Origin of the sequence: Pseudomonas sp. BJa3 (assembly GCF_026343815.1) — a bacterium.
Classification (GTDB): domain Bacteria; phylum Pseudomonadota; class Gammaproteobacteria; order Pseudomonadales; family Pseudomonadaceae; genus Aquipseudomonas; species Aquipseudomonas soli.
The window spans coordinates 137,799-160,387 of record NZ_JAOXMC010000005.1; the positions used below are offsets into that span (position 1 = coordinate 137,799).

Consider the following 22,589-nt stretch of genomic DNA (forward strand, 5'->3'; position numbering starts at 1 on the left):
TCAATCTATTGAACGGGGCCTGGGGTGCGGCTTTTAGAAGTGGACGCTGGTGGTCAGCAATGCCGTTCGTCCCGCTGCCTGGTTGGCGAAGTGGGTGGAGAACGCCTTGTCGTAGTAGACCTCGTTGGTGAGGTTCTGCACGTTCAACTGCAGGTCGATGTTCTTGGTCAGCTTGTAGGCCGCCATGGCGTCGTAGCGCACGTAGCTGTCGACCATGGTGGTGTTGGCCACGCTGCCGTAGACGTCGTCGACATAGAAGGCGCCGCCACCGACTGTCAACCTGGGCGTCAGCTGGTAGGTGGTCCACAGGCTGGCGCTGTTGTTCGGCGTGTTGGGCAGCTGGTTGCCGTCGTTGGCCTTGCCCAGCGGGCCACCGTCGATCTGGCGGGCCTGCATGTAGGTGTAGCCGGCGAACACCTGCCACTTGTCGGTCAGCTTGCCGCTGGCCGACAGCTCGATGCCTTGCACGCGGGTTTCACCGACGTTCTCGTAGGTGTTGGTGTTGACCTGGACCCGGGCGTTTTCCTTCTCGGTGCGGAACAGCGCCGCTGCCAGGGACAGGCGCTGGTCGAGCAGGTCCCACTTGGTGCCGAGCTCGTAGTTGGTGGTTTCTTCCGGCTCCATGTCACTGCCCAGCAGGTTGCCGGAGCGGTCGGTGGTGTTGCCCAGCGGGTTGCCTTCGGTACCTTCGCCGAGCATGGCGCCAGGCGGCGTGGCCGAGGTGGCATAGGACACATAGATGCTGCCGTTGTCGGCTGGCTTCCACACCAGGCCCAGCTGGCCGGTGATGAACTCGCTGGTGTCCTGGCCCTTGGCGGGCACGCCCTTGGCGCTCACCGCGGTGCTGCCGTCGGCATTGTAGCCACGGTAGTCGGTGTCGAAGTGGTCATAGCGCAGGCCCATGTTGAGCAGCCACTGCGGGGTCAGCTCCAGGGTGTCGAACACGTAGAGTGCGCGGGTCTTGCTGCTGGTCTTGGTGCCGGCGTAATTGCGCGCGACGGTGCCGACCCAGGCATCGTCCGGGTTCGGGTTGTCCAGCGAGGTGCAGCTGCCGCCGCTGCCCGGCCCGGTGCAGGTGAGCTTGCTGTTGGGAGTGACAGTGTAGCTCTGGCGGTCGGACTCTTCCTTGGTGAACTCGACGCCGGTGGAGAAGCTGTTCTTCAGGCCGCCCAGGTAGAACTCGCCGAACAGGTCGGTCTGGTTGGTGGTGGTGGCGGTGTTGCCCACACGGGTGTTGGCGCGACGCCAGACGCCGTTGTTGTTGACGTTGCCGGCGCTGTCGTCAGGCTGGGTCAGCACATAGTCCTGCATGCTGTTGCCGTGGCGCAGGGTGTTCTTGATGGTCAGCGTGTCGGACAGGTCGTGCTCGATGGCGAAGGTCGCGATATCGACACGGGTCTTGCGGAAGTCGCGGCCGGTCAAGCCGTAGAAGTTGTCGCTGTCGCCGCCGTCCACCGGTTTGTCCGGATGGGCAGAGGTGCGTGCGGTGCTGCCAGCCCGTGGCACGCTGTAGGGGATGCCCGAATCCGGCAGGTCGTCGCTTTCCAGGTGGTAGTAGTCGAGATTGACGCGGGTCGGCGTGCCCAGGCCGAACGCCAGCGACGGGGCGATGCCCCAGCGGTCGTAGTTGACCTTGTCGCGGCCGGCGACGTTGCTCTCGTGGGTCATCAGGTTCAGGCGCCCGGCGACGCTGTCGCTGAACTGGTAGTTGCCGTCGAAGGTGTAACGCTGGGTCTGGTCGCTGCCCCAGGTCCAGGCGCCGTCCAGCGAGTTGCCCAGGTGCGCGCGCTTGCTCACCAGGTTGATGGTGCCGCCGGCTGCACCGCGGCCACCAATGGCGGAGTTCGGCCCCTTGGCCACTTCGACAGACTCGATGGCGAAGATTTCGCGGGTCTGGGCGCCGGTGTCACGCACGCCGTCCAGGTAGGTGTCGCCCTGGGCGTCGAAGCCGCGGATGAAGGGGCGATCGCCCTGCGGGTTGCCGCCTTCGCCGGCGCCGAAAGTGATCCCGGGCACAGTGCGCAGGGCGTCCTGCAGGGACATGGCGTTGGTGTCCTTGATCACCTGCTGGGGAATTACCGTGATCGAGCGCGGCGTGTCCACCAATGGCGCGGTGTACTTCTGCGACGAGGCCTTGTCGACCCTGTACTCGGTGCTTGCCTGTTCGGCCTTGCCATTGACGCTGGTGGCGTCGAGGGTGATGGCGTTGCTGGCGGCCGGGTCGGCGGCATAGGCCGAGGTGGCGGTGATCGCCATGCCGATGGCGGAGGCGAGCAGACGTGGTGAACTCACAGCAGATGGCACGTGACGCATTGTTGTAGACCTTCCCCAAGGTATGAAGGCCGCGGATGTTAATGTAAGCGAATGTAAGGAACAATTGAGAAGCGTTACCATTCGCCGGGAATTTACATTCTTTACAATTTGGCCTTACGGTTTTAACGGTCTCGTGCGTCTTGCCCTGGTGAAAGGGGGGTGAAAGGGGCTTGTGGTGAGTAAAAGGTAATCAATATCATTGACGCCCCTATCGCTCTCGGTGCCGTCGCCATGCTGCTTCACATCCCAGGCCTGTTCGAGGCCGACGAAATCCTGCGCGTTCGCGAGGCCCTGGAGCAGGCCGACTGGGCCGATGGCAAGATCACCGCCGGATACCAGTCGGCCAAGGCCAAGCACAACCTGCAGTTGCCCGAGGGCCATGCGCTGGCCAAGGAAATCGGCAGTGCGTTGATCGAGCGGCTGTGGCGCAACCCGTTGTTCATGTCCGCGGCGCTGCCGCACAAGGTGTACCCGCCGCTGATCAACTGCTATCGCGAGGGCGGCAGCTTCGACTTCCATATCGACAATGCCCTGCGCCAGCCCAAGGGCAGCCCGGAGCGCGTGCGTACCGACCTGTCCTCGACGCTGTTTCTCAGCGACCCGGACAGCTACGACGGCGGCGAACTGGTGATCCAGGACACCTACGGCGTGCGCCAGGTCAAGCTGGCCGCCGGTGACCTGGTGCTGTACCCCGGCACCAGCCTGCACAAGGTCAACCCGGTCACCCGCGGGGCGCGCTATGCGGCGTTCTTCTGGACCCAGAGCCTGGTGCGCGAGGACAGCCAGCGCACCTTGCTGTTCGAGATGGACAATGCCATCCGCCAGCTCGGCGCCGATGTGCCGGAGCACCCGTCGCTGCTGCAACTGACGGGCACCTACCACAACCTGCTGCGCCGCTGGGCCGAGGTCTGAGCCGTGTCTTATCAATTGCGCCGTGAGGAAGTGGTGGATGTCGCCGGGCTGAAGGCGATGCTCGAGCACAGCCCGGGGCAGGCCGCGCAGGCGATCCTCACGGCGGCGGGGCAGGGGGCGGTCGAGGCGCAGCTGTTGCTCGGGCAGATCCTGCTCGATGGGCGCGGTATCGAAGAGGATGCCACCGTGGCCCGCCGTTGGTTCGCCATTGCCGCCCAGGGCGGCAGCGCCATGGCCCACAACATGCTTGGCCGTTGCCTCGAGCACGGCTGGGGGGGCGAGGTGGATCTCGCCCAGGCAGCCATTCACTATGCCCGGGCGGCCGACGCCGGGCTGGACTGGGGGATGTACAACCTGGCCAACCTGTTGGCCACCGGTCGTGGGGTGGCGGCCAACCAGTCCCAGGCGTTGATGTGCTACGAGAAAGCCGCGCAGTTGGGGCATGCCAAGTCGATGAACCTGTATGGGCGGTATCTGGAGCAGGGCATTGCCACCGCCGCGAGCCCGGTGCGGGCCATGCGCTGGTACCGGCGTTCTGCCGAGGCGGGGGATTTCCGCGGGATGTTCAGCCTGGCGCTGGTGCTGGTCGAGCGGGGGCAGATAGGCGAGGCCGGGCCTTGGCTGGACCGGGCCAGGGTCGAGGGCAACCTGAATTTCCTGCGCAGTGCGCTGGTGACGTTGCAGGGGGCGGGGCCGGTCTTGATGGCTTTTGCGGCGCGTTATGCCGAAGAGATCGAACAGCGTGGTACTTGAGTATGTCTGTTCCGGTCATATCGTGGGGCAAGCCCGCTTCCACGGGTATTCACGACGGGCGTGGGCTTGTCCCGCGATAGAATTGAAAACGGGGCCTTGCGGCCCCGTTGTGCATTACAGGTAGTAAGCCTTCAGCGGCGGGAAACCGTTGAACTCCACCGCGCTGTAGCTGGTGGTGTAGGCACCGGTGGACAGCCAGTACAGGCGGTCGCCGATGGCCAGGTTCAGCGGCAGGCCATACTTGTAGTTCTCGTACATGATGTCGGCGCTGTCGCAGGTCGGGCCGGCGATCACCACTTCCTCGGCCTCGCCTTTCTTCTCGGTCCAGATCGGGAACTTGATCGCCTCGTCCATGGTTTCGATCAGGCCGGAGAACTTGCCCACGTCGGTGTAGATCCAGCGCTCGACGGCAGTGCGCGACTTGCGTGCCACCAGCACCACTTCACTGACCAGGATGCCGGCGTTGGCGATCAGCGAACGGCCAGGCTCGAGGATGATTTCCGGCAGGTCGTCGCCGAAGTCTTCCTTGAGGAAGCGGATGATCTCTTCGGCGTAGGTCTCGAGGCTGTTGGTGCGGGTGATGTAGTTGGCCGGGAAGCCGCCGCCCATGTTGATCAGCTTCAGCTCGATGCCGTCTTCTTCCTTCAGGCGCTCGAAAATCACCTTGACCTTGGCGATGGCCGCGTCCCACACGCTGATGTCGCGCTGTTGCGAGCCGACGTGGAAGGAGATGCCGTAAGGCACCAGGCCCAGGTCGCGGGCGAGGATCAGCAGGTCCATGGCCATGTCGGTCTGGCAGCCGAACTTGCGCGACAGTGGCCAGTCGGCGGTGGTGGAGCCTTCGGTGAGAATACGCACATAGACTTTCGAGCCCGGCGCGGCCTTGGCGATGTTGCGCAGGTCGGCCTCGGAGTCGGTGGCGTACAGGCGCACGCCTTTCTCGTAGAAATAGCGGATGTCCTTGGACTTCTTGATGGTGTTGCCGTAGCTGATACGGTCCGCGCTGACGCCGCGGCCGAGCACCTTGTCCAGTTCATAGATCGAGGCGATGTCGAAGCTCGAGCCCTTTTCCTTCAGCAGGTCGATGATCTCGACCGCAGGGTTGGCCTTGACCGCGTAGTAGACCTTGGCGAATTCGAACCCGGCGCGCAGGTCATCATAGGCTTGGCTGATCATCTGGGTATCGATGAGAACGAACGGGGTTTCCTGCTTGTCGGCGAACGCCTTCATTTTCTGGAAGGTGTCACGCGCAAAGTAGTCTTCGACCTGGATCGACATGCTCAGGGGCTCCATGGGCAAACTGAAAAGATAAGTGGCAGCAACTGAACGTCCTCCGTATCCCCACTTTGGTTCGCCTACTTCCCAAGGCATGTCGCCGAAAGCAAAAAGGTCAGTCGTGCCGGAAAAGGCGGATGACCTTGCTGTCTCGTCGTCAGTACTTGAGCCGGATGGATCGTTTCCAGCATGGACGTTCGGCGCGCACTTTAGGACGTGAAAACGGCAATATCAACAGGCAATCCCGGGGTGCTCGTCGCCTGTCGCGGAGCTGCCGTTGTGATAACCGACTGATGTGCGCCCGGTAGGTTCCTGAAAAGGCCACCAGCGTAAAAAATTGTGGAATAGGTGGCGATCTGGCCGCGATCGGCTGACAGCTTCATTCTTTGCATGATGGCTCTGGTTTCGCTGCGAAAGGGCGGAGGAAACCCTGGGTGACCGTTTGTCGGGGTTTGAGGCAGAGCGGCGAATGGTTACGGAGTGTTCAAATTTATGGCCACATGCTCAGCCCGGTTTTTACCGCAAAATTAGCCATAAATTTTTTGTTACGCAGAGCCCGTCGTGGCCATTGGTCGTGCAAGGGACATGTCGATTGCCGTCCTTGATGAGAAACATTACTATTCGCGACCTCATCTGCCTCCCTGACGACCCCGACCGTGTCCGGACCCAAAGGCTTCCTCGACCATTACCAAGAGCTGATCGGCACCTGGACGCGCAAACTGCGCAGTCGACAGCAGGCCGAGGACCTCACCCACGATGCTTTTGTGCGGGTGCTGGAAAACCCGCGCGAGCAGGTCGAACAGCCACGCGCCTATCTGCACCAGACCGCCCGTAACATCGCCGTCGACGGCTTTCGCCGCGAGGACCGGCGCCAGGCCCTGGAGCTTGAGACCTTCGCAGGGGGCATGGCCGCAGGGGACGACCCGGAAGCGTATGTACATGCCCTGGAACTGGCCGACAGCGTCGAGCGTGCGCTGGCCGAGCTGCCGCTGAATTGCCGCAGGGTGTTCATCTGGCAGAAGCTCGAAGGCCTGACCCAGGCCGAAATTGCCGAGCGCATGGGTTTGACCAAGAACATGGTCGAAAAGTATATGATCCGCACGCTCCGACATCTGCGTGAGCACCTGGATGTGTCGGCCAGATGAGTCAGGAGACCCCTTCGATGAAACAGCACGCGCCCGATCCCGTGGGCGAGCAGGCGGCCAGCTGGTTCGCCCGCGCCCAGGACGCGCCGCACGACAATGCCGTGCAGGCGGCGTTGCAGGCGTGGCTGGCGCAGCACCCCTCAAATCGGCAAGAGTACGAGCGCGTGGCGCAACTGTGGCGCGCCGCCGACTTCATCCCTCGGCAACGCCTCGAGGCGCTGTGCCAGCCCGAGCCGGTACGTCAGTTGCCGCGCCGCCGCCTGCTGCGCCAGGCATTGGCGGCCGGCGTGGCGGTGGTCGCGCTGGGGCTGGGCTGGACAGGTTGGCAGTATCAACAGCGCAACCATAAGGACACGTTGACTACGGCCCTGGGCGAGCGGCGTCAGGTCGAACTGCCGGACGGTTCACGGCTGGAGCTCAACAGTGCCACCCAGGTGCAGGTGATGTTCTCTGCGGGGCAGCGCCATGTGCGCCTGGGCGCGGGCGAGGCGATGTTCATCGTCGCCCATGACAGCGATCGTCCCTTCGTGGTGAGCACTGCCCAGGGCGATGTCACCGTCACCGGCACCCGCTTCGATGTACGCCAGGATCCGAACAGCACCCGCGTGACGGTGGAGCAAGGTTCGGTGAAGGTACAGGGGGCGGCCGAGTCGCTGGCGCTGCTCGGTGCCGGCCAGGGTTCGCATATCGATGCGCAGGGCAAGGTCGCCGCGCCCTATGCCATCGATGCCAACGCGGTGACCGCCTGGCGCCAGGGCAAGCTGGTATTCGACAACGCGCCGCTGAGCGATGTCGTGGCGGAAGTCTCGCGCTACCGTGCCCGGCCACTGCATGTGGCGCCCGGCAAGGCCGCCGCGCTGCGCCTGTCGAGCACCTTCAGCACTGACGACCCGGACGCCCTGTTGCGGGCCTTGCCGAGCATCCTGCCGGTGCGGGTGAAGACCCTTGCGGACGGCTCCAGCGAAATTGTTCTGAAATAGATTCAGGTTTTTTTCCGTTCGTTCGTCTTCCCCGCCAGCTGCAACTGCCAAGCATTTCCATTTGCGTGCGGTTGGCGTTTATCCCGACTCTCAGGACCCATCGAAGACGTGAACAACAATAATTCCCTTCTCCAGCTGCGCCGCCTGGCGCTGGCCCTGGCGGTCAGCGCCGCCGCCGGCAACAGCTACGCCGACAACATCCAGATCCAGGCCCAGCCATTGGCGGGCGCGCTCAAGCAATTGGGCCAGCAGACCAACCTGCAACTGTTCTTCAGTCCCGAGCTGGTGGATGGCAAGCAGGCCCCGGCGGTGTCCGGCAACCTGGCGCCGGAGCAGGCCCTGCAGCAACTGCTGCAAGGCAGCGGGCTGACCTTTGAGCAGTCCGCCGACACCGTGGTGGTCAAGCCGGCGCAGGCCGCTGGCACCCTGACCACCGGTAGCCTGGAGCTGGCGCCCACCGATATCAAGGTGGTCGGGGACTGGCTGGGCGACGCCGAGCAGAGCGTGGTGCAGAATCACCCGGGCGCGCGCACCGTGGTACGCCGTGAAGCGATGGTGGAGAAGGGCACGATGAACGTGCGTGACGCCCTGCGCGGTATCCCGGGCGTGCAGGTGCAGGATTCCAACGGCACCGGTGGCAGCGACCTGTCGCTGAATGTCGGCGTGCGTGGCCTGACGTCGCGCCTGTCGCCGCGTTCGACGGTGTTGATCGATGGCATCCCGGCAGCCTTCGCCCCCTACGGTCAACCACAGTTGTCGATGGCGCCGATCTCCTCGGGCAACCTCGACAGCATCGATGTGGTTCGTGGTGCAGGCTCGGTGCGCTATGGCCCGCAGAACGTCGGTGGGGTGATCAACTTCGTCACCCGGGCGATCCCCGAGAAGGCCAGCGGCGAGCTGTCCACCACCCTCGAGACTTCGCGCGATGGCGGCTGGAAGCACACCGAGTCGGCCTTCGTCGGCGGCACCGCCGACAACGGCATGGGCGTGGCGTTGCTGTATACCGGCGTGAATGGCGATGGCTATCGCGAAAGCAACAACGACAACGATATCGACGATGTGATGCTCAAGACCCACTGGGCTCCGACCGATGTCGATGAGTTCTGGCTCAATTTCCACTACTACGACGGCCGTGCCGACATGCCGGGCGGCCTGACCCAGGCCCAGTACGATCACAACCCGTACCAGTCGGTGCGCGATTACGACTACTTCAGCGGCCGGCGCAAGGACGTGTCGTTCAAGTGGCAGCGGCAGATCGACGACGCCACACAGTTCGAGGTGCTGACCTACTACACCGACAGCTTCCGTGGCAGCGCCATCGCCGCCCGCGACCAGAAGACCCTGTCTTCGTACCCACGCAACTACCACACCTTCGCCATCGAGCCACGCCTGTCGCGGATCTTCTTCGTCGGCCCGACCACCCAGGAAGTCAGCGTCGGCTATCGCTACCTCAAGGAAGCGATGCGCGAACAGTCCACCCGCCTGGCGCTGGTCGACAACGTGCCGACCGTGACCCCGACCTCCGACGGCCATGTGTTCCAGGACCGCAGCGGTGGCACCGAGGCCAGCGCCTACTACATCGACGACAAGATCGACGTCGGCAACTGGACCATCACCCCGGGTATCCGCTTCGAGCACATCAACACCGACTGGCGCGACCGACCGGTGCTGGACGCCAACTACCGCCCGGTGCTGGAGAAGAACCGCAGCATCACCAGCAACGAACCGCTGCCGGCACTTAGCGTGATGTACCACATGTCCGATGCCTGGAAGCTGTTCGCCAACTACGAGACCTCGTTCGGCAGCCTGCAGTACTTCCAGCTGGGCCAGGGCGGCGCCGGCGACAGCACGGCAAATGGCCTGGAGCCGGAGAAGGCGAAGACCTACGAAATTGGCACGCGCTATGACAATGGCAACTGGGCCGGTGAGCTGACAGCCTTCTACATCGACTTCGACGATGAGCTGCAGTACATCAGCAACGATGTCGGCTGGACCAACCTCGGGGCGACCAAGCACCAGGGTATCGAGGCCTCGGCGCGCTACGACCTGTCCGGCCTGGACCCACGACTGCAGGGGCTGTCGCTGAATGCCGGGTACACCTACACCCGTGCCACCTACGAGGGTGAGATCCCCAGCTTCAAGGGCCGTGACCTGCCGTTCTACTCGCGCCAGGTGGCCACCGCCGGTGTGCGCTACGAGGTCAACCGCTGGACCTGGAACCTGGATGCCTACGCCCAGTCGAAGCAGCGCGCGCCGGGCACCGGGATGAACGCCAATGGCAGTTTCAACGGCAACTACATCACCGAGCCAAGCGCCGACGGGCAGTATGGCGATATTCCGGGCTACGTCACCTGGCATGCCCGGGGGGGCTATGCGTTCGGGCCGCAGCTGTCGAACCTGAAGCTGGCCGCCGGGGTGAAGAACCTGTTCGACAAGCAGTATTTCACCCGCTCCAGCGACAACAACGCGGGGATCTATGTGGGTGAGCCGCGCACGTTCTATGTGCAGGCCAGTGTAGGGTTCTGATCCAAGATTGCCGGGGCGCAAAGCGCCCCCCGGCTTTCTATCAGGAGGTCACTGCCTCGGCCGGCGACACGATCGAGGTCTTCGCTCCGCGCGAGCGCCCAGAACTCAGGTACGCCGCAATCGACTCCTGCGTCACCTCGCCCAGGAACACCTGCTCGGCATCCAGCACCGGCAACCACGCCCGGTTGAACTCGTACATGCGCGACAGCAGGATGCGCAGGTGCTCGTCGTGCGCCGCGGTGGCATTGAACGGACGCAGGAAGGCACCGCAGGTTCCTTGCTGGCGGTGCATGTCGCGGCGGCGCACATAGCCCAGCGCCTTGTTCGCGGCGTCTGTCACCACTGCATAACGACGGTCGTGCTCATCCAGCAGCTCCAGCGCCTCGCTCACCGGTGTTTCCGGGCTCAGCGACGGCGCGTTGTCCGCCGCATCCTCGGCGCGCACCAGCAGCAGGCGCTTCAGGGTGCTGTCCTGGCCGACGAAGTTGCTGACGAAATCGTCCACCGGGTGTGCCAGCAGGGTGTCCGGGTGATCCAGTTGCAACAGCTTGCCAGCGCGGAAGATGGCGATCTTGTCGCCCAGCTTGATGGCTTCGTCGATGTCATGGCTGACCATGATCACCGTCTTGTTCAGGGCCCGCTGCATCTCGAAGAACTCGTTCTGGATCATCTCGCGGTTGATCGGGTCGACCGCGCCGAACGGTTCGTCCATCAGCAGCACCGGGGCCTCGGCGGCCAGGGCGCGGATCACGCCGATGCGTTGTTGCTGGCCGCCGGACAGTTCACGCGGGTAGCGTTGCAGGTACTGCTTGGGCTCGAGCTTGATCATGTGCATCAGCTCGCGGGCGCGGTCATGGCATTTCTGCTTGTCCCAGCCGAGCAGGCGTGGCACCACGGTGATGTTCTCCTCGATGGTCATGTTGGGGAACAGGCCGATCTGCTGGATCACGTAGCCGATATGCCGGCGCAGCGTCACCTCGTCCAGGCCGGTGGTGTCCTCGCCATTGATGAACACCTGCCCTGAGGTCGGGGTGATCAGGCGGTTGATCATCTTCAGCGTGGTGCTCTTGCCGCAGCCGGAGGGGCCGAGGAACACGCAGATTTCGCCTTCGTTGACGGTGAGGCTTACCGCGTCGACGGCTTTGACGTCCTTGCCATTGACGTTGAAGGTCTTGCTGAGGTTCTTCAGTTCGATCATGAGCGCAGTCCTTCTGGAGTCAGGGCACGTTGCAGGGCTTGCAGGAGCAGGTCGGCGATGATAGCCAGCAGGCTGACCAGCACCGCGCCGACCAGCAGCATCGACATGTCGCTGCGGCTGATGGAGGTGAGGATGAGCACGCCCAGGCCGCCGGCACCGATGGTCGCGGCGATGGTCATCACGCCGATGTTCATCACCACGGCGGTGCGCACACCGGCGAGGATCACCGGCACGGCGATGGGCAGCTCGACCATGCGCAGGCGCTGGCCGAAGGTCATGCCGATGCCGCGGGCGGCTTCACGAATACCGGGCTCGACGTTGGTCAGGGCCAGGTAGGTATTGCGCAGGATCGGCAGCAGTGAATAAAGGAACACCGCGGTGATTGCCGGCAGCGGCCCCAGGCCCTGGCCGAACTTCGAGTAGAACGGCAGCAGCAGGCCGAACAGGGCGATGGAGGGGATGGTCAGCAGCACCGTGGCGCTGGCCTGCAGGGGGCCGGCGAACACCGGGAAGCGGGTCATCAGGATGCCCAGCGGCACGCCGACAAGGATCGCCAGGCTTACCGCGATGCCGACCAGCATGATGTGCTGCCAGGTCAGTTGCAGGACCTGTGCCCAGTCGAGGTGGGCGAAGGTGTCTAGCAGGCTCATGGCTGTACCTCGCTGAGTGGGTGCTCACGCAGGAACGCGGCGGCCACCACCGTCGGGCTCTGGTGCTCGACATCGACCTTGGCGTTGAGCTGGCGCATGGTCTCGTCGTCCAGTTGCTCGGCCAGCGGCTTGAGCAGGGTGGCCAAGCGAGGGTGGGCGTCGAGAACGGCCTGGCGCAGTACCGGGGCGGCGGTGTAGTCGGGGAAGTAGTGCTTGTCGTCTTCCAGCAGCTTGAGATCGAACGCGCTCAGACGCCCGTCGGTGGTGTAGACCAGGCCGGCGAACACCTGGTTGTTGCGCATGGCTGTGTACACCAGGCCACCGTCCATCTGGCGGATGTTGCGCCGGTCCAGCGGCAGCTCGTACAGCTCGCGCAGGCCGACCAGGCCATCCGGGCGGTTGGCGAACTCGGTGTCCAGCGCCACCAGGTGGTTGCGGTCGGGCTCGTCACGCAGCACCTGGTTGAGATCGCTGATCGAGTTGATCTGCGGATAGGCCTCGGCGACGGCCTTTGGCAGGCCCAGGGCGTAGGTGTTGCTGAACTTCGACGGAGTCAGCCAGACCAGGCCCTTTTTCGCGTCGAGTTCTTTCACTCGCGCATAGGTGGCTGCGGCGTCGGGCATGCGCTCGTCGATATGGTTGTACGAGACCAGCGATACGCCGGTGTATTCCCACATCAGGTCGAGCTGGCCGGTTTCCTGGGCCTGGCGGGCGATATTGCTGCCCAGGCCGGTGGTCACCCGCACATCGAAGCCATTGGCGCGCAGGTACTGGGCGGTGATCTCGGCGAGCACGGTCTGTTCGGTGAACACCCGGGCGCCGATGCGGATCTGTGGTTTTTCCGCTGCCTGGGCAACGCCTGCGCAAAGCAGGGCCGCGCCCAGGAACAAGGCGATGGTTTTCTTCATGCTTTGCCTCTTCTTATTGGGCCAGGCCACGTTCCAGCCAGCGCTTGCTGGAGAAACTCACTAACGCATCGAGCGCCAGGGCCAGCAGCGCCGTGCAGGCGGCGCCGAGCAGCAGCTGCGGCTGGTTGTTCAGGGCGATGCCGGGGAAGATCAGGCTGCCCAGGCTGTTGGCGCCGATCAGGAACGCCAGCGGCGCGGTGCCCACGTTCAAGGCCAGGGCGACGCGCACGCCGCCGACGATGATCGGCACGGCGTTTGGCAGCTCGACCTGCCACAACTGCTGGCGCGCGGTCATGCCGATGCCGGTGGCGGCTTCCTTGAGCGAGGCGGGGACGTTTTTCAGGCCCTCGTAGGTGTTGCGCACGATGGGCAGGAGGGAGGCGAGGAACAGTGCGAAGATCGCAGGACCTGCGCCGATGCCCAGGATACTCAGGGCAATGGCCAGGACGGCCAGGGGAGGAATGGTGTTGCCAACGTTGAACAGCTGCATGAAGCGCTCGGCCTTGTCGACCCGGTGCGGTCGACTCAAGGCAATGCCGGCGGGGATGCCCACGGCCAGCGCCGCCGCCATCGAAGCCAGCACCAGGATCAGGTGCGCTTGCAGGTAGAACCCAAGATCGTCGCGGTAGCGGGCGATCGTGTCGATGCCGATCCAGTGGACCAGCAGGGCCAGGATGACGAGCACGGCGGCCCATCCCAACAGCCCTTTTCCGTAGCGTGCAGCCACAGGCGGACTCCTTTTTTATAGTCGGCGATCACACCCCCGTGCGGCCGGCCATTCCTGGCGGCGGGTGGTGTGCTCGCGAGTAGCAGCCGATGCGCGGCATCAGGCCATGAGCCGAACCCCGTCGGGCTCGTGAAGCAGGTGAAACCAGCCCTGAAGCGAAGCGGCTTGCAGGGGAGTGGACGTCTCCGTGGGCGTAAAGGTTCCCATCTGGGGCGGCATTTGGCCAGTGTTAATCACTGGGCTCTAGGAATTTTCACGCGAAAAAAAAGCGCGGATATTACGTGGAGGCGTTGAAGTACCTGCTATCGAGGCGTTTGCCGACGCGACGTTGGATGGCCCTGGGCTAGGCGATGTATGCGTGGCTGTCGTGATTCCTCGAATGCCATGTTCGGGCCGCCTTTCGTATCTTCGGTTTTGGCCCGCGCCCCGACTTCAGGTATGATATCGCCCCTTTTTGAATCCCCAGTCAGGCGATTTCCCATGACCAACCAGGCCGCCGAAGTCGCGAAGCGCCGCACTTTCGCAATCATTTCCCACCCCGACGCCGGTAAGACCACCATCACCGAGAAGCTCCTGCTGATGGGCAAGGCCATTGCCGTCGCCGGTACCGTGAAGTCGCGCAAGTCCGACCGCCACGCCACCTCCGACTGGATGGAAATGGAGAAACAGCGCGGCATCTCCATCACCACCTCGGTGATGCAGTTCCCCTACCGCGAGCACATGATCAACCTGCTCGACACCCCCGGCCACGAAGACTTCTCGGAAGACACCTACCGCACCCTGACCGCGGTGGACTCGGCGCTGATGGTGCTCGACGGCGGTAAAGGCGTCGAGCCGCGCACTATTGCCCTGATGGATGTGTGCCGCCTGCGCGACACGCCGATCGTCAGCTTCATCAACAAACTCGACCGTGACATCCGCGACCCGATCGAACTGCTCGACGAAATCGAGGCGGTGCTGAAGATCAAGGCCGCGCCGATCACCTGGCCGATCGGTTGCTACCGCGACTTCAAGGGCGTGTATCACCTGGCCGGCGACTACATCATCGTCTACACCCCGGGGCATGGCCACGAGCGCACCGAGGCGAAGATCATCGAGAAGCTCGACTCCGATGAAGCCCGCGCCCACCTGGGTGACGAGTACGACCGCTTCCTCGAACAACTCGAGCTGGTGCAGGGCGCCTGCCACGAGTTCGACCAGGACGCGTTCATCAACGGCCAGCTGACCCCGGTGTTTTTCGGGACCGCATTGGGCAACTTCGGTGTCGACCATGTGCTCGACGCGGTTGTCGACTGGGCGCCGCGCCCACTGGCCCGTGTCGCCCACGAGCGCACCGTGGAACCGGTGGAAGAGAAATTCACCGGCTTCGTGTTCAAGATCCAGGCGAACATGGACCCGAAACACCGTGACCGTATCGCCTTCATGCGTATCTGCTCGGGCAAGTACGAGAAGGGCATGAAGATGCGCCACGTGCGTACTGGCAAGGACGTGCGCATCGGCGATGCCCTGACCTTCTTCTCCTCCGAGCGCGAGCAGCTGGAGGAGGCCTATGCCGGCGACATCATCGGCCTGCACAACCACGGCACCATCCAGATCGGCGACACCTTCACCGAAGGCGAGGCGCTGGGCTTCACCGGCATCCCGCACTTCGCCCCGGAGCTGTTCCGCCGCGTGCGCCTGAAGGACCCGCTGAAATCCAAGCAGCTGCGCCAGGGCCTGCAGCAGCTGGCCGAAGAGGGCGCGACCCAGGTGTTCTTCCCCGAGCGCAGCAACGACATCATCCTCGGCGCGGTCGGTGTGCTGCAGTTCGACGTGGTCGCCAGCCGCCTGAAGGAAGAGTACAAGGTCGAGTGCGCCTATGAGCCGATCACCGTCTGGTCGGCGCGCTGGATCAGCTGCGACGACAAGAAGAAGCTCGAGGAATTCCAGAACAAGGCGGTGGAGAACCTGGCCATCGACGGCGGTGGTCACCTGACCTACCTGGCCCCGACCCGGGTCAACCTGGCGCTGATGGAAGAGCGCTGGCCGGATGTGAAATTCCGCGCGACTCGCGAGCACCACTAAGAGCAGCTGCAAGCTTCAAGCTGCGAGCGTCAAGAAGAGGCGGGCCCGGAAAGGCCCGCCTTTTTCTTGTCGCTTGCAGCTTCAAGCTTGTAACTGACGTATGTCAGTTGCCGGCTTTTATGCTGGTCCAGATCCGCGTCCTGATGCGGTCGATCTTCGCCGGCATTGCTTCCAGCGCATACAACTTGCCCATCACGTCGTCACTCGGGTAGATCATCGTGTTGCCCTTCAGCGCCGGGTCCACCAGCGCATCCGCCTGCTGGTTGCCATTGGCGTACTGCACGAAGTTGCTGATGTTGGCCATCACTTCCGGCTGCAACAGGTAGTTCATGTACGCATACCCGGCCTTCTCGTCAGGTGCATCGGCCGGCATGGCCACCATGTCGAACCACATCGGCGCGCCTTCCTTCGGGATCGAGTAGCCCACCTTCACCCCGTTCTTGGCCTCCTCGGCTCGGTTCTTCGCCTGCAGCACGTCGCCTGAGAAACCCACCACCAGGCACACGTCGCCATTGGCCAGGTCGCCGGTGTACTTCGAGGAATGGAAGTAGCTGATATACGGGCGCACCTGCATCAGCAACGCCTTGGCCTTGTCGTAGTCCGCCGGGTTCTGGCTGTGGTGGGGCAGGCCCAGGTAGTGCAGGGCGATCGGCAGCAGCTCGGGGCCGTTGTCCAGCACCGCCACGCCGCAGCTCTTTAGCTTGGCGAGGTATTCGGGCTTGAAGAACAGGTCCCACGAATCGATGGGCGCATTGTCGCCGAGCACCGCTTTGACCTTGTCGATGTTGTAGCCAATGCCGGTGCTGCCCCATAGGTACGGGAAGCCGTACTGGTTGCCCGGGTCGTTGACCTCCAGGGCCTTGAGCAGCACCGGGTTGAGGTTCTTCCAGTTGGGCAGTTGCGACTTGTCCAGCTGCTTCAGGGCCTTGCCCTGGATCTGCCGGGCCATGAAGTGGTTGGAGGGGAATACCACGTCGTAGCCGGAGTTGCCGGTCATCAGCTTGCCGTCGAGGGTCTCGTTGCTGTCGAACACGTCGTAGGTGGGATTGATGCCGGTGGTTTGCTGGAAGTGCTTCAGGGTGTCCGGGGCGATATAGCTCGACCAGTTATAGATCTTCACCGAGTCGGCGGCACTGGCCACGCTGGCGGCCAGCATCAGGGGAGCGAGAAGGAGAGTGCGCATGTCGGGGTTACCTTGCTTTGTCTGTTGTTATCGAAGGCAGGCGATCAGCGGATCAGAAAATGAGGACGTAGGTCTTGCGCACGGTCTCCTGGATATCCCAGGTGCCGAGGCTGTTGGCCGGTAGCATCAGTGCGTCTCCGGCTTCTATGACCAGGGGCTCGCCACCGTCGGGGGTGAAGGTGCAGCGGCCCTTGATGAAATGGCAGAACTCCTGCTGCACGATCTGCCGCCGCCAGCGCCCCGGGGTGCATTCCCAGATACCGGTCTCGACGCCGTCGTTGCGTTCGACGCAGGTGACCGAAGTCACTGCGACCGGCTCGCCGAGGGGCATGGCGACCGGGGTGCTGCTGTCCAGGATGGCGCTGTCGGTGTGCTTGAACTGGGTGATGCTCATGACCAGTGGATCCTGTGTGGTGGTGAGGGGAAGTCAGTGCATGAAGCCTTCCATGAAGTCGGCCAGCCCACTGGCCAGGCGTCGCCGCCAGGGCGCGCTGGCGGGGTTGGCGAGGGTCCGGTCCTCGTGGACGAAACTCTGGATGATCGCGTTGTAGCCCAGCCAGCGGCACGGCTCGGGTGGCCAGCTGGCCAGGCTCGACAGCGGGCGGTTGTCGTGCACCCAGGGCTGCGCGGTCAGTTCGTTGTGCTGACCGAGGATCAGCGCGGCCAGGGTGCGTCCACCGAGGTTGGTGGCGCCGACACCCTCGCCGCCATAACCGCCGGCCAGGGCGATGCCGCGCTGGCGGTCGCAGAGCATGTGGGGGCGGAAACGCCGGGCCATGCCGAGGTTGCCCCCCCAGGAATGGGTGATGCGTACGTGCTTGAGCTGTGGGAACAGTTCGCCGAACAGGTAGCGGCGCAGCTCCACCTCGTCGGTGGTCAGGGTGAAATCCTCGCGCAGACGGCCTCCGAAGCGATAGCCGCCGCGGGCACCGAACACCAGGCGGTTGTCGGCGCTGCGCTGGCCATAGGTGACCTGGCGGCTGTTTTCGCTGAAGGCCTGGCCCTGGCCCAGGCCGATCTGCTCCCAGGTCGACTCCGGCAGCGGCTCGGTGGCCACCAGCAGGCTCTGTACCGGCAGCTGGTGCCGCCCGAGCGGTGGCAGGCTGGCGGCGTAGCCTTCCACGGCCGGCACCACCCAGTGGCTGCGGATGCGTGCCAACGGGGTGCGCACTTCGCCGGTCTGCCAGTCTATGGCTGGGGTGTTCTCGTAGATCGGCACGCCCATGGCCTCGACCGTCCGTGCCAGGCCACGCACCAGCCTGGCCGGTTGAATGGTGGCGACGTGCGGGCTGTAGAGGGCGCCGTAGGGGTTGCTTACCTTCAGCTGGGCATCCAGCTGTTCCGGACGCAGCCAGCGGTAGTCGTCTTCATTCATGCCCTGGCGGTAGAGGTCGTCGAGCCAGGCGCGCAGGTTGCGTTCCTGTTCCGGGTAGCGGGCGGCGCAGTAGAGCACGCCGCCTTTGCGGTAGTCGCAGGCGATGCCTTCGCGCAGCAGCACGTCGTGGACTTCGTCGGGGATGCCGTGCAGCAGGTCGATGCTTTCACGCCGTTGCTGCGGCGAGAGCGTGGCCAGCAGGCGGTCCTCGCCCAGCAGGTTGCCCATCAACCAGCCGCCATTGCGTCCGGAGGCGCCGAAGCCGGCGATGTTGGCCTCGATCACCGCGATGTTCAACTGCGGCGCCTGGCGCTTGAGGTAGTAGGCCGTCCACAGGCCGGTGTAGCCGGCGCCGATGATGCACACGTCGAGATCCAGGTCCTGGCGCAGGGCCGGGCGCGCGCACAGCGGCTCGTCGAGCTGGTCCATCCACAGGCTGATCGTGCGCAGGGGTTGCATCGGGTCGGGCTCCACATCCGTTCAAGGTATGTGGACGATCCTAGTGAAGCGCGGGGAGGGCTGTCTTACGTGCGTGCACGCAGGGAAATTTGCTTGAGGTAGGCTTTGGGCGACAGGCCGGTGTGCTCGCGAAAGCACTTGTAGAACGCCGACAGCGAATTGAAACCGGCGTTGAACGCCAGGTCATCGACGGGCGCCGTAGCGCAGCTATTGTCCAACCGGCTCAGCAGGTGCTGCAGGCGGGCCTGGTTGACGTAGCGGTAGAAGCTCTGGCCAAGCACCTGGTTGAGGAGGTAGGAAATCTGGTTGCGGCTGTAGCCGCTTTCGTCGGCGACCTGCTGCAGGTCCAGTTCAGGGTCAAGGTAGGGGCGTTGGGCCTGGAAGTAGTGCTCCAGGTCCTGGGCCATGGTCGACAGCTGGCGTGGCGACAGGCCAAGCCGGCTGGTGGCAGGGCGCGGACCACCGGCGGGCCTGCCCTTGGCATCGCCGCGCACCAGCGTGGCGTATTCGTTGACCTGCCAGATCAGCCCGTCCCTGACCGTGATCGCCTCGCTGGACTGGAACGCCACCAGGCCGTCGCCGCCTTGTACGGTGACCTGGTACTGGATGAACGCGGTGCAGCCATCGACGCGGATGCGGTCGCTGTGGACGATGTCCTCCCCGGCCTCGTGGGGCAGGCTGGCGCGCACGTAGTCGCGCAGCTGGCTGAAACCGAGCACGCGGTTCTGGAAGAAGTCGTGGTACTGGATATCCGGGTGGTACAGGGCCATCACCCCGTCCAGGTCGCGATGCTTCCAGCACAGGTGGTAGCGCATGACGGTGGCGGCGGTGAGCGGGGTCTGCTCAGGGCCGTCGGGGACGGTGGTGATAGACATGCCGTGGATGGTGCCTCGCCGCGTCCCGGTCTGACAAGAACCAGCCCGTGTGCACAGGTCGCAGCCAGGTTTGCAGAAGGCCCTGCCGTTTCCGACCCGATCTGGCATTTTGCATGATGTTCAGATGTTGCCTACAAGCCAACCGCCTGATTTATAAAGAAGTCATGTTTTGACACAAAGTGGCACAGCCCCTGCACTGCCTTACCCGAGAAAGGACCTCCCCCTCAGATAAAGGCGTCGAATCATGATCACACCTGCCGACTACCCCACCAACGACCCCAATCGCTCCGGTGTTTCCTGGGCCGCGATATTCGCTGGCGCAGCAGCGGCGGCGGCCTTGTCCCTGATCCTGGTGGTACTGGGAACAGGGTTGGGCCTGGCCGCTACCTCGCCTTGGGCCGACGAAGGCGCCAGCGCCAAGGCGCTTGGGATTTCCACCATCATCTGGCTACTGATCACACAGATACTGGCCTCGGGCCTAGGTGGTTACATCGCCGGTCGCCTGCGGATGAAATGGGCCAACCTGCACGGTGATGAAGTGTATTTCCGGGACACTGCACATGGCTTCCTGGCGTGGGCGGTTGCCACGCTCGTGGCGGCCATGCTGGTGCTCGGTACTGCTGGCAACTTGCTGGGCGCCGGCGCCACCGCTGTGTCCGGGGCGGCTACAACTGCCGCTGCGGGCGTGGCTGGCAGCGACAGCCAGGGCAAGGACCCGATGGGCTACTTCGTCGATAGCCTGTTCCGTGCTCAAGGCCCGGTGGCGGTCAGTGACGACGCTGCAAATGGTGTGGCAGCGCGTATTCTGACCCGCTCGCTGGCTCAGGGCGGCACGCTTGCGCCGGAGGACCGGACCTACCTGGCCCAGGTGGTGGCCCAGCGCACTCGCCTGACCCAGCCCGAGGCCGAAGCACGCGTTGATCAGGTCTATGCGCAACTGCAGCAAGCCAAGGTCGAAGCCAAGCAAGCTGCGGATGCTGCGACAAAGGCTGCGGCCTGGACCGCGTTGTGGACCTTCGTCGCCCTGCTTTGCGGCGCCTTCTTCGCCAGCCTGGCGGCACTCTTCGGTGGCCGGCAGCGTGATCGGGTTCAGTGGCTCGAAGCCAGTCAAGCAGACTACAACTTGCGCCACGCCTCCGCACCGATTCGATAACCCGCACAGGAACAAGGAGAAACATCATGCGCTCATTATTGCTGTGGATGCTCGGGGTACCTATTCCGGTGATCATCCTGATTGCACTGTTCATGCACTGAGAAATGAAAACGCCGCCCCCGAAGGGCGGCGTTTTCATTGGCGCATAACGCTACAGGAACTGCTCGGCGTAGTGGCAGGCCACCTGCCGCGTGCTCACTTTGCGCAACGCTGGGACTTCCTTGGCGCATCGTTCGGTGGCATACGGGCAACGTTTGTGGAAGGCACAGCCATCCGGCGGGTTCAACGGATTGGGCAGCTCACCGGCAATGCGGATCTTCGGTTTCAGCGGATCTGGATGGATCGCCGGGGTCGCAGACAACAGCGCCTGTGTATATGGGTGCAGCGGCTTGTCGTAGATGTCCTGCTTGGGCCCCATCTCCGCTGGCCGACCGAGGTACATGACCAGCACCTGGTCCGCCACATGGCGCACCACCGCCAGGTTGTGGGAGATGAATACGTAGGCGGTGTTGAACTCCTTTTGCAGGTCCATGAACAGGTTCAACACCTGGGCCTGGATTGACACGTCCAGCGCCGAGGTCGGCTCGTCGGCCACCAGTACCTTGGGTTGCAGCATCATAGCCCGGGCCAGGGCGATGCGCTGGCGTTGACCGCCAGAGAACATGTGCGGATAACGCTGGTAGTGCTCGGGGCGCAGGCCCACCTGCTCCATCATCTTCTGCACTTTCTCGCGGCGTTCCGCCTTGCTCAGCGAGGTATTGATCAGCAGCGGTTCGGCCAGCTGGTCGCCGATCTTCTGCCGTGGGTTGAGCGAGGCATACGGGCTCTGGAACACCATCTGCACGTCACGGCGCAGCTGTTTGCGCTGGTCCTTGCTGGCGCCCTTTACCTCCTGGCCGGCGATCTGCAGCGAACCGGAGGAAGGCTCCTCGATCAGGGTCAGGGCCCGCGCCAAGGTCGACTTGCCGCAACCGGATTCACCGACCACGGCCAGGGTCTTGCCGGCCTCCAGTTCGAACGACACGCCATTGAGCGCCCGCACCAGCGCATGGCCCTTGAACAGGCCGCGGGAGACTTCGTAGTGGCGGGTCAGCTCACGAGCGGAAAGTACGACGGCCATCACGCCACCTCCTGGTTCAGCGGATAGAAGCAACGCACCAGGCTGTGGGCCTGGGGATCGAGGGGCGGGCGCTGCCGGCGGCAGTTTTCCTGCACATAGGGGCAGCGCGGCGACAGCAGGCAGCCTTGTGGGCGGTCATAGCGGCCGGGGACGATGCCAGGCAGGGTGGCCAGGCGTTCGGCGCCGATGCTGTGCTCGGGAATGGCCGCCAGCAGCGCTTCGCTGTAAGGGTGGGCGGGTACGTCGAACAGCTCGGGCACCTGGCCTACTTCGACTGCTTGCCCTGCGTACATCACACACACGCGCTTGGCGGTTTCGGCGACCACGGCCAGGTCGTGGGTGATCAGAATGAGCGCCATGTTGCGCTCTTTCTGCAGGTTGACCAGCAGCTCCATGATCTGCGCCTGGATGGTTACATCCAGCGCGGTCGTGGGTTCATCGGCGATCAGCAGTTTCGGCTCGCCGGCGATGGCCATGGCGATGGCCACGCGCTGGCTCATGCCGCCGGACAGTTGGTGCGGGTAGGCGTCGAGGCGGCTTTCGGCAGCCGGGATCTCGACCTTCTTCAGCAGTTCCAGGGCGCGCTGGCGTGCAGCCTTGCCCTTGAGGCCGAGGTGCTGGCGCAGCACTTCCTCGATCTGGTAGCCCACGGTGTAGCTGGGGTTGAGCGCGGTCATCGGGTCCTGGAAGACCATCGCGATGTCCTTGCCCACCACCTTGCGGCGCTGGCGGCCGCTGAGCTTGAGCATATTGGTGCCGGCGAAGTCGAGCACGTCCGCGGTGATGCGCCCGGGGGCTTCGATCAGCCCCATCAGCGCCATCATGGTCACCGACTTGCCCGAGCCAGATTCGCCGACGATGGCGAGGATCTCGCCGGCATCCACGCTCAGGTCGAGGCCGTCCACCACAGGCACGGCATTGGCGTCGCCGAAGCGCACGTTCAGGTTGTTGATCTGCAGCAGTGACATGGCGA

19 protein-coding genes are annotated in these 22,589 nt (G+C 64.0%); 7 read left to right on the top strand and 12 right to left on the bottom strand.

Annotated elements, in window-relative coordinates; genetic code table 11:
- Positions 1-33 precede the first annotated feature (33 nt).
- Entirely contained in the window at positions 34-2,313 is a 2,280-nt protein-coding gene (locus OH705_RS07515) for a TonB-dependent receptor (RefSeq protein WP_267301668.1), read from the bottom strand.
- Positions 2,314-2,544: 231 nt separating this feature from the next.
- On the opposite strand from OH705_RS07515, the gene OH705_RS07520 reads away from it, so the two are divergent.
- Together OH705_RS07520 and OH705_RS07525 are read left to right on the top strand one after the other, a co-directional pair.
- Complete coding sequence (locus tag OH705_RS07520; protein WP_267301670.1) at positions 2,545-3,225, top strand: Fe2+-dependent dioxygenase; 681 nt, start codon at positions 2,545-2,547, stop codon at positions 3,223-3,225.
- Between the two features lie 3 nt (positions 3,226-3,228).
- Positions 3,229-3,978 (top strand): tetratricopeptide repeat protein, encoded by a 750-nt coding sequence (locus OH705_RS07525; RefSeq protein WP_267301671.1) that lies wholly within the window; start codon positions 3,229-3,231, stop codon positions 3,976-3,978.
- Between the two features lie 114 nt (positions 3,979-4,092).
- Here the strand turns inward: OH705_RS07525 and OH705_RS07530 are convergent, their stop codons facing one another.
- Positions 4,093-5,256 carry a type III PLP-dependent enzyme gene (locus tag OH705_RS07530; protein WP_025337787.1) on the bottom strand — a complete coding sequence of 388 codons (1,164 nt, stop codon included), beginning with the start codon at positions 5,254-5,256 and terminating at the stop codon, positions 4,093-4,095.
- A 653-nt stretch (positions 5,257-5,909) separates the two neighbouring features.
- On the opposite strand from OH705_RS07530, the gene OH705_RS07535 reads away from it, so the two are divergent.
- The 3 genes from OH705_RS07535 to OH705_RS07545 all read left to right on the top strand — a co-directional run bounded on the left by OH705_RS07535 (position 5,910) and on the right by OH705_RS07545 (position 9,904).
- Positions 5,910-6,398, top strand: a complete 489-nt coding sequence (locus tag OH705_RS07535) for an RNA polymerase sigma factor (RefSeq protein ID WP_038706762.1) — start codon at positions 5,910-5,912, stop codon at positions 6,396-6,398.
- 17 nt (positions 6,399-6,415) lie between these two features.
- The gene (locus OH705_RS07540) at positions 6,416-7,378 is read left to right on the top strand and encodes a FecR family protein (RefSeq protein ID WP_267301674.1); all 963 of its coding nucleotides are present in this window, start codon (positions 6,416-6,418) and stop codon (positions 7,376-7,378) included.
- A gap of 108 nt (positions 7,379-7,486) precedes the next feature.
- On the top strand, positions 7,487-9,904 hold the full coding sequence (locus OH705_RS07545) for a TonB-dependent siderophore receptor (protein WP_160290935.1): 2,418 nt from the start codon (positions 7,487-7,489) through the stop codon (positions 9,902-9,904).
- Positions 9,905-9,944: 40 nt separating this feature from the next.
- Here OH705_RS07545 and OH705_RS07550 read toward each other — a convergent pair whose 3' ends face one another.
- The 4 genes from OH705_RS07550 to OH705_RS07565 are packed head-to-tail and all read right to left on the bottom strand — an operon-like array spanning position 9,945 to position 13,387.
- Positions 9,945-11,102, bottom strand: a complete 1,158-nt coding sequence (locus tag OH705_RS07550) for a betaine/proline/choline family ABC transporter ATP-binding protein (protein ID WP_094011714.1) — start codon at positions 11,100-11,102, stop codon at positions 9,945-9,947.
- A complete protein-coding gene (locus tag OH705_RS07555) occupies positions 11,099-11,752 on the bottom strand; it encodes an ABC transporter permease (protein WP_263160170.1) in 654 nt (217 codons plus the stop codon). The genes OH705_RS07550 and OH705_RS07555 overlap by 4 nt, the downstream gene beginning before the upstream one ends.
- Entirely contained in the window at positions 11,749-12,660 is a 912-nt protein-coding gene (locus OH705_RS07560) for a glycine betaine ABC transporter substrate-binding protein (RefSeq protein ID WP_267301676.1), read from the bottom strand. Before OH705_RS07560 ends, OH705_RS07555 begins: the two co-directional genes overlap by 4 nt.
- Before the next feature lie 13 nt (positions 12,661-12,673).
- Positions 12,674-13,387: an ABC transporter permease gene (locus OH705_RS07565; RefSeq protein WP_038706760.1), complete on the bottom strand. Its 714-nt coding sequence runs from the start codon at positions 13,385-13,387 to the stop codon at positions 12,674-12,676.
- 480 nt (positions 13,388-13,867) lie between these two features.
- Here OH705_RS07565 and OH705_RS07570 point away from each other — a divergent pair, with 480 nt between their 5' ends.
- Entirely contained in the window at positions 13,868-15,451 is a 1,584-nt protein-coding gene (locus OH705_RS07570) for a peptide chain release factor 3 (RefSeq protein ID WP_023629783.1), read from the top strand.
- A gap of 103 nt (positions 15,452-15,554) precedes the next feature.
- On the opposite strand, the gene OH705_RS07575 is transcribed toward OH705_RS07570, so the two are convergent.
- From OH705_RS07575 to OH705_RS07590, 4 genes are all read right to left on the bottom strand, one after another.
- On the bottom strand, positions 15,555-16,634 hold the full coding sequence (locus OH705_RS07575; RefSeq protein WP_023629782.1) for a polyamine ABC transporter substrate-binding protein: 1,080 nt from the start codon (positions 16,632-16,634) through the stop codon (positions 15,555-15,557).
- Positions 16,635-16,686: 52 nt separating this feature from the next.
- Complete coding sequence (locus OH705_RS07580) at positions 16,687-17,028, bottom strand: cupin domain-containing protein (RefSeq protein ID WP_023629781.1); 342 nt, start codon at positions 17,026-17,028, stop codon at positions 16,687-16,689.
- 33 nt (positions 17,029-17,061) lie between these two features.
- Positions 17,062-18,468 carry an NAD(P)/FAD-dependent oxidoreductase gene (locus OH705_RS07585; RefSeq protein WP_104444940.1) on the bottom strand — a complete coding sequence of 469 codons (1,407 nt, stop codon included), beginning with the start codon at positions 18,466-18,468 and terminating at the stop codon, positions 17,062-17,064.
- Between the two features lie 65 nt (positions 18,469-18,533).
- Positions 18,534-19,343, bottom strand: coding sequence for a helix-turn-helix domain-containing protein (locus OH705_RS07590; protein WP_094011712.1), 810 nt, complete (start codon positions 19,341-19,343; stop codon positions 18,534-18,536).
- Positions 19,344-19,587: 244 nt separating this feature from the next.
- On the opposite strand from OH705_RS07590, the gene OH705_RS07595 reads away from it, so the two are divergent.
- On the top strand, positions 19,588-20,496 hold the full coding sequence (locus OH705_RS07595; protein WP_038706757.1) for a hypothetical protein: 909 nt from the start codon (positions 19,588-19,590) through the stop codon (positions 20,494-20,496).
- Positions 20,497-20,647: 151 nt separating this feature from the next.
- Here OH705_RS07595 and OH705_RS07600 read toward each other — a convergent pair whose 3' ends face one another.
- Entirely contained in the window at positions 20,648-21,616 is a 969-nt protein-coding gene (locus OH705_RS07600; protein ID WP_023632048.1) for a peptide ABC transporter ATP-binding protein, read from the bottom strand.
- Positions 21,616-22,584 carry an ABC transporter ATP-binding protein gene (locus tag OH705_RS07605; protein ID WP_023632049.1) on the bottom strand — a complete coding sequence of 323 codons (969 nt, stop codon included), beginning with the start codon at positions 22,582-22,584 and terminating at the stop codon, positions 21,616-21,618. The genes OH705_RS07600 and OH705_RS07605 overlap by 1 nt, the downstream gene beginning before the upstream one ends.
- Between the last annotated feature and the right edge of the window lie 5 nt (positions 22,585-22,589).

What these genes read in the sequence shown, in the direction of transcription:
- OH705_RS07515 (WP_267301668.1), bottom strand. Translation starts at nt 2,313, where the DNA reads ATGCGTCACGTGCCATCTGCTGTGAGTTCACCACGTCTGCTCGCCTCC.
- OH705_RS07520 (WP_267301670.1), top strand. Translation starts at nt 2,545, where the DNA reads ATGCTGCTTCACATCCCAGGCCTGTTCGAGGCCGACGAAATCCTGCGC.
- OH705_RS07530 (WP_025337787.1), bottom strand. Translation starts at nt 5,256, where the DNA reads ATGTCGATCCAGGTCGAAGACTACTTTGCGCGTGACACCTTCCAGAAA.
- OH705_RS07540 (WP_267301674.1), top strand. Translation starts at nt 6,416, where the DNA reads ATGAAACAGCACGCGCCCGATCCCGTGGGCGAGCAGGCGGCCAGCTGG.
- OH705_RS07550 (WP_094011714.1), bottom strand. Translation starts at nt 11,102, where the DNA reads ATGATCGAACTGAAGAACCTCAGCAAGACCTTCAACGTCAATGGCAAG.
- OH705_RS07555 (WP_263160170.1), bottom strand. Translation starts at nt 11,752, where the DNA reads ATGAGCCTGCTAGACACCTTCGCCCACCTCGACTGGGCACAGGTCCTG.
- OH705_RS07560 (WP_267301676.1), bottom strand. Translation starts at nt 12,660, where the DNA reads ATGAAGAAAACCATCGCCTTGTTCCTGGGCGCGGCCCTGCTTTGCGCA.
- OH705_RS07570 (WP_023629783.1), top strand. Translation starts at nt 13,868, where the DNA reads ATGACCAACCAGGCCGCCGAAGTCGCGAAGCGCCGCACTTTCGCAATC.
- OH705_RS07575 (WP_023629782.1), bottom strand. Translation starts at nt 16,634, where the DNA reads ATGCGCACTCTCCTTCTCGCTCCCCTGATGCTGGCCGCCAGCGTGGCC.
- OH705_RS07580 (WP_023629781.1), bottom strand. Translation starts at nt 17,028, where the DNA reads ATGAGCATCACCCAGTTCAAGCACACCGACAGCGCCATCCTGGACAGC.
- OH705_RS07585 (WP_104444940.1), bottom strand. Translation starts at nt 18,468, where the DNA reads ATGCAACCCCTGCGCACGATCAGCCTGTGGATGGACCAGCTCGACGAG.
- OH705_RS07590 (WP_094011712.1), bottom strand. Translation starts at nt 19,343, where the DNA reads ATGTCTATCACCACCGTCCCCGACGGCCCTGAGCAGACCCCGCTCACC.
- OH705_RS07595 (WP_038706757.1), top strand. Translation starts at nt 19,588, where the DNA reads ATGATCACACCTGCCGACTACCCCACCAACGACCCCAATCGCTCCGGT.
- OH705_RS07600 (WP_023632048.1), bottom strand. Translation starts at nt 21,616, where the DNA reads ATGGCCGTCGTACTTTCCGCTCGTGAGCTGACCCGCCACTACGAAGTC.
- OH705_RS07605 (WP_023632049.1), bottom strand. Translation starts at nt 22,584, where the DNA reads ATGTCACTGCTGCAGATCAACAACCTGAACGTGCGCTTCGGCGACGCC.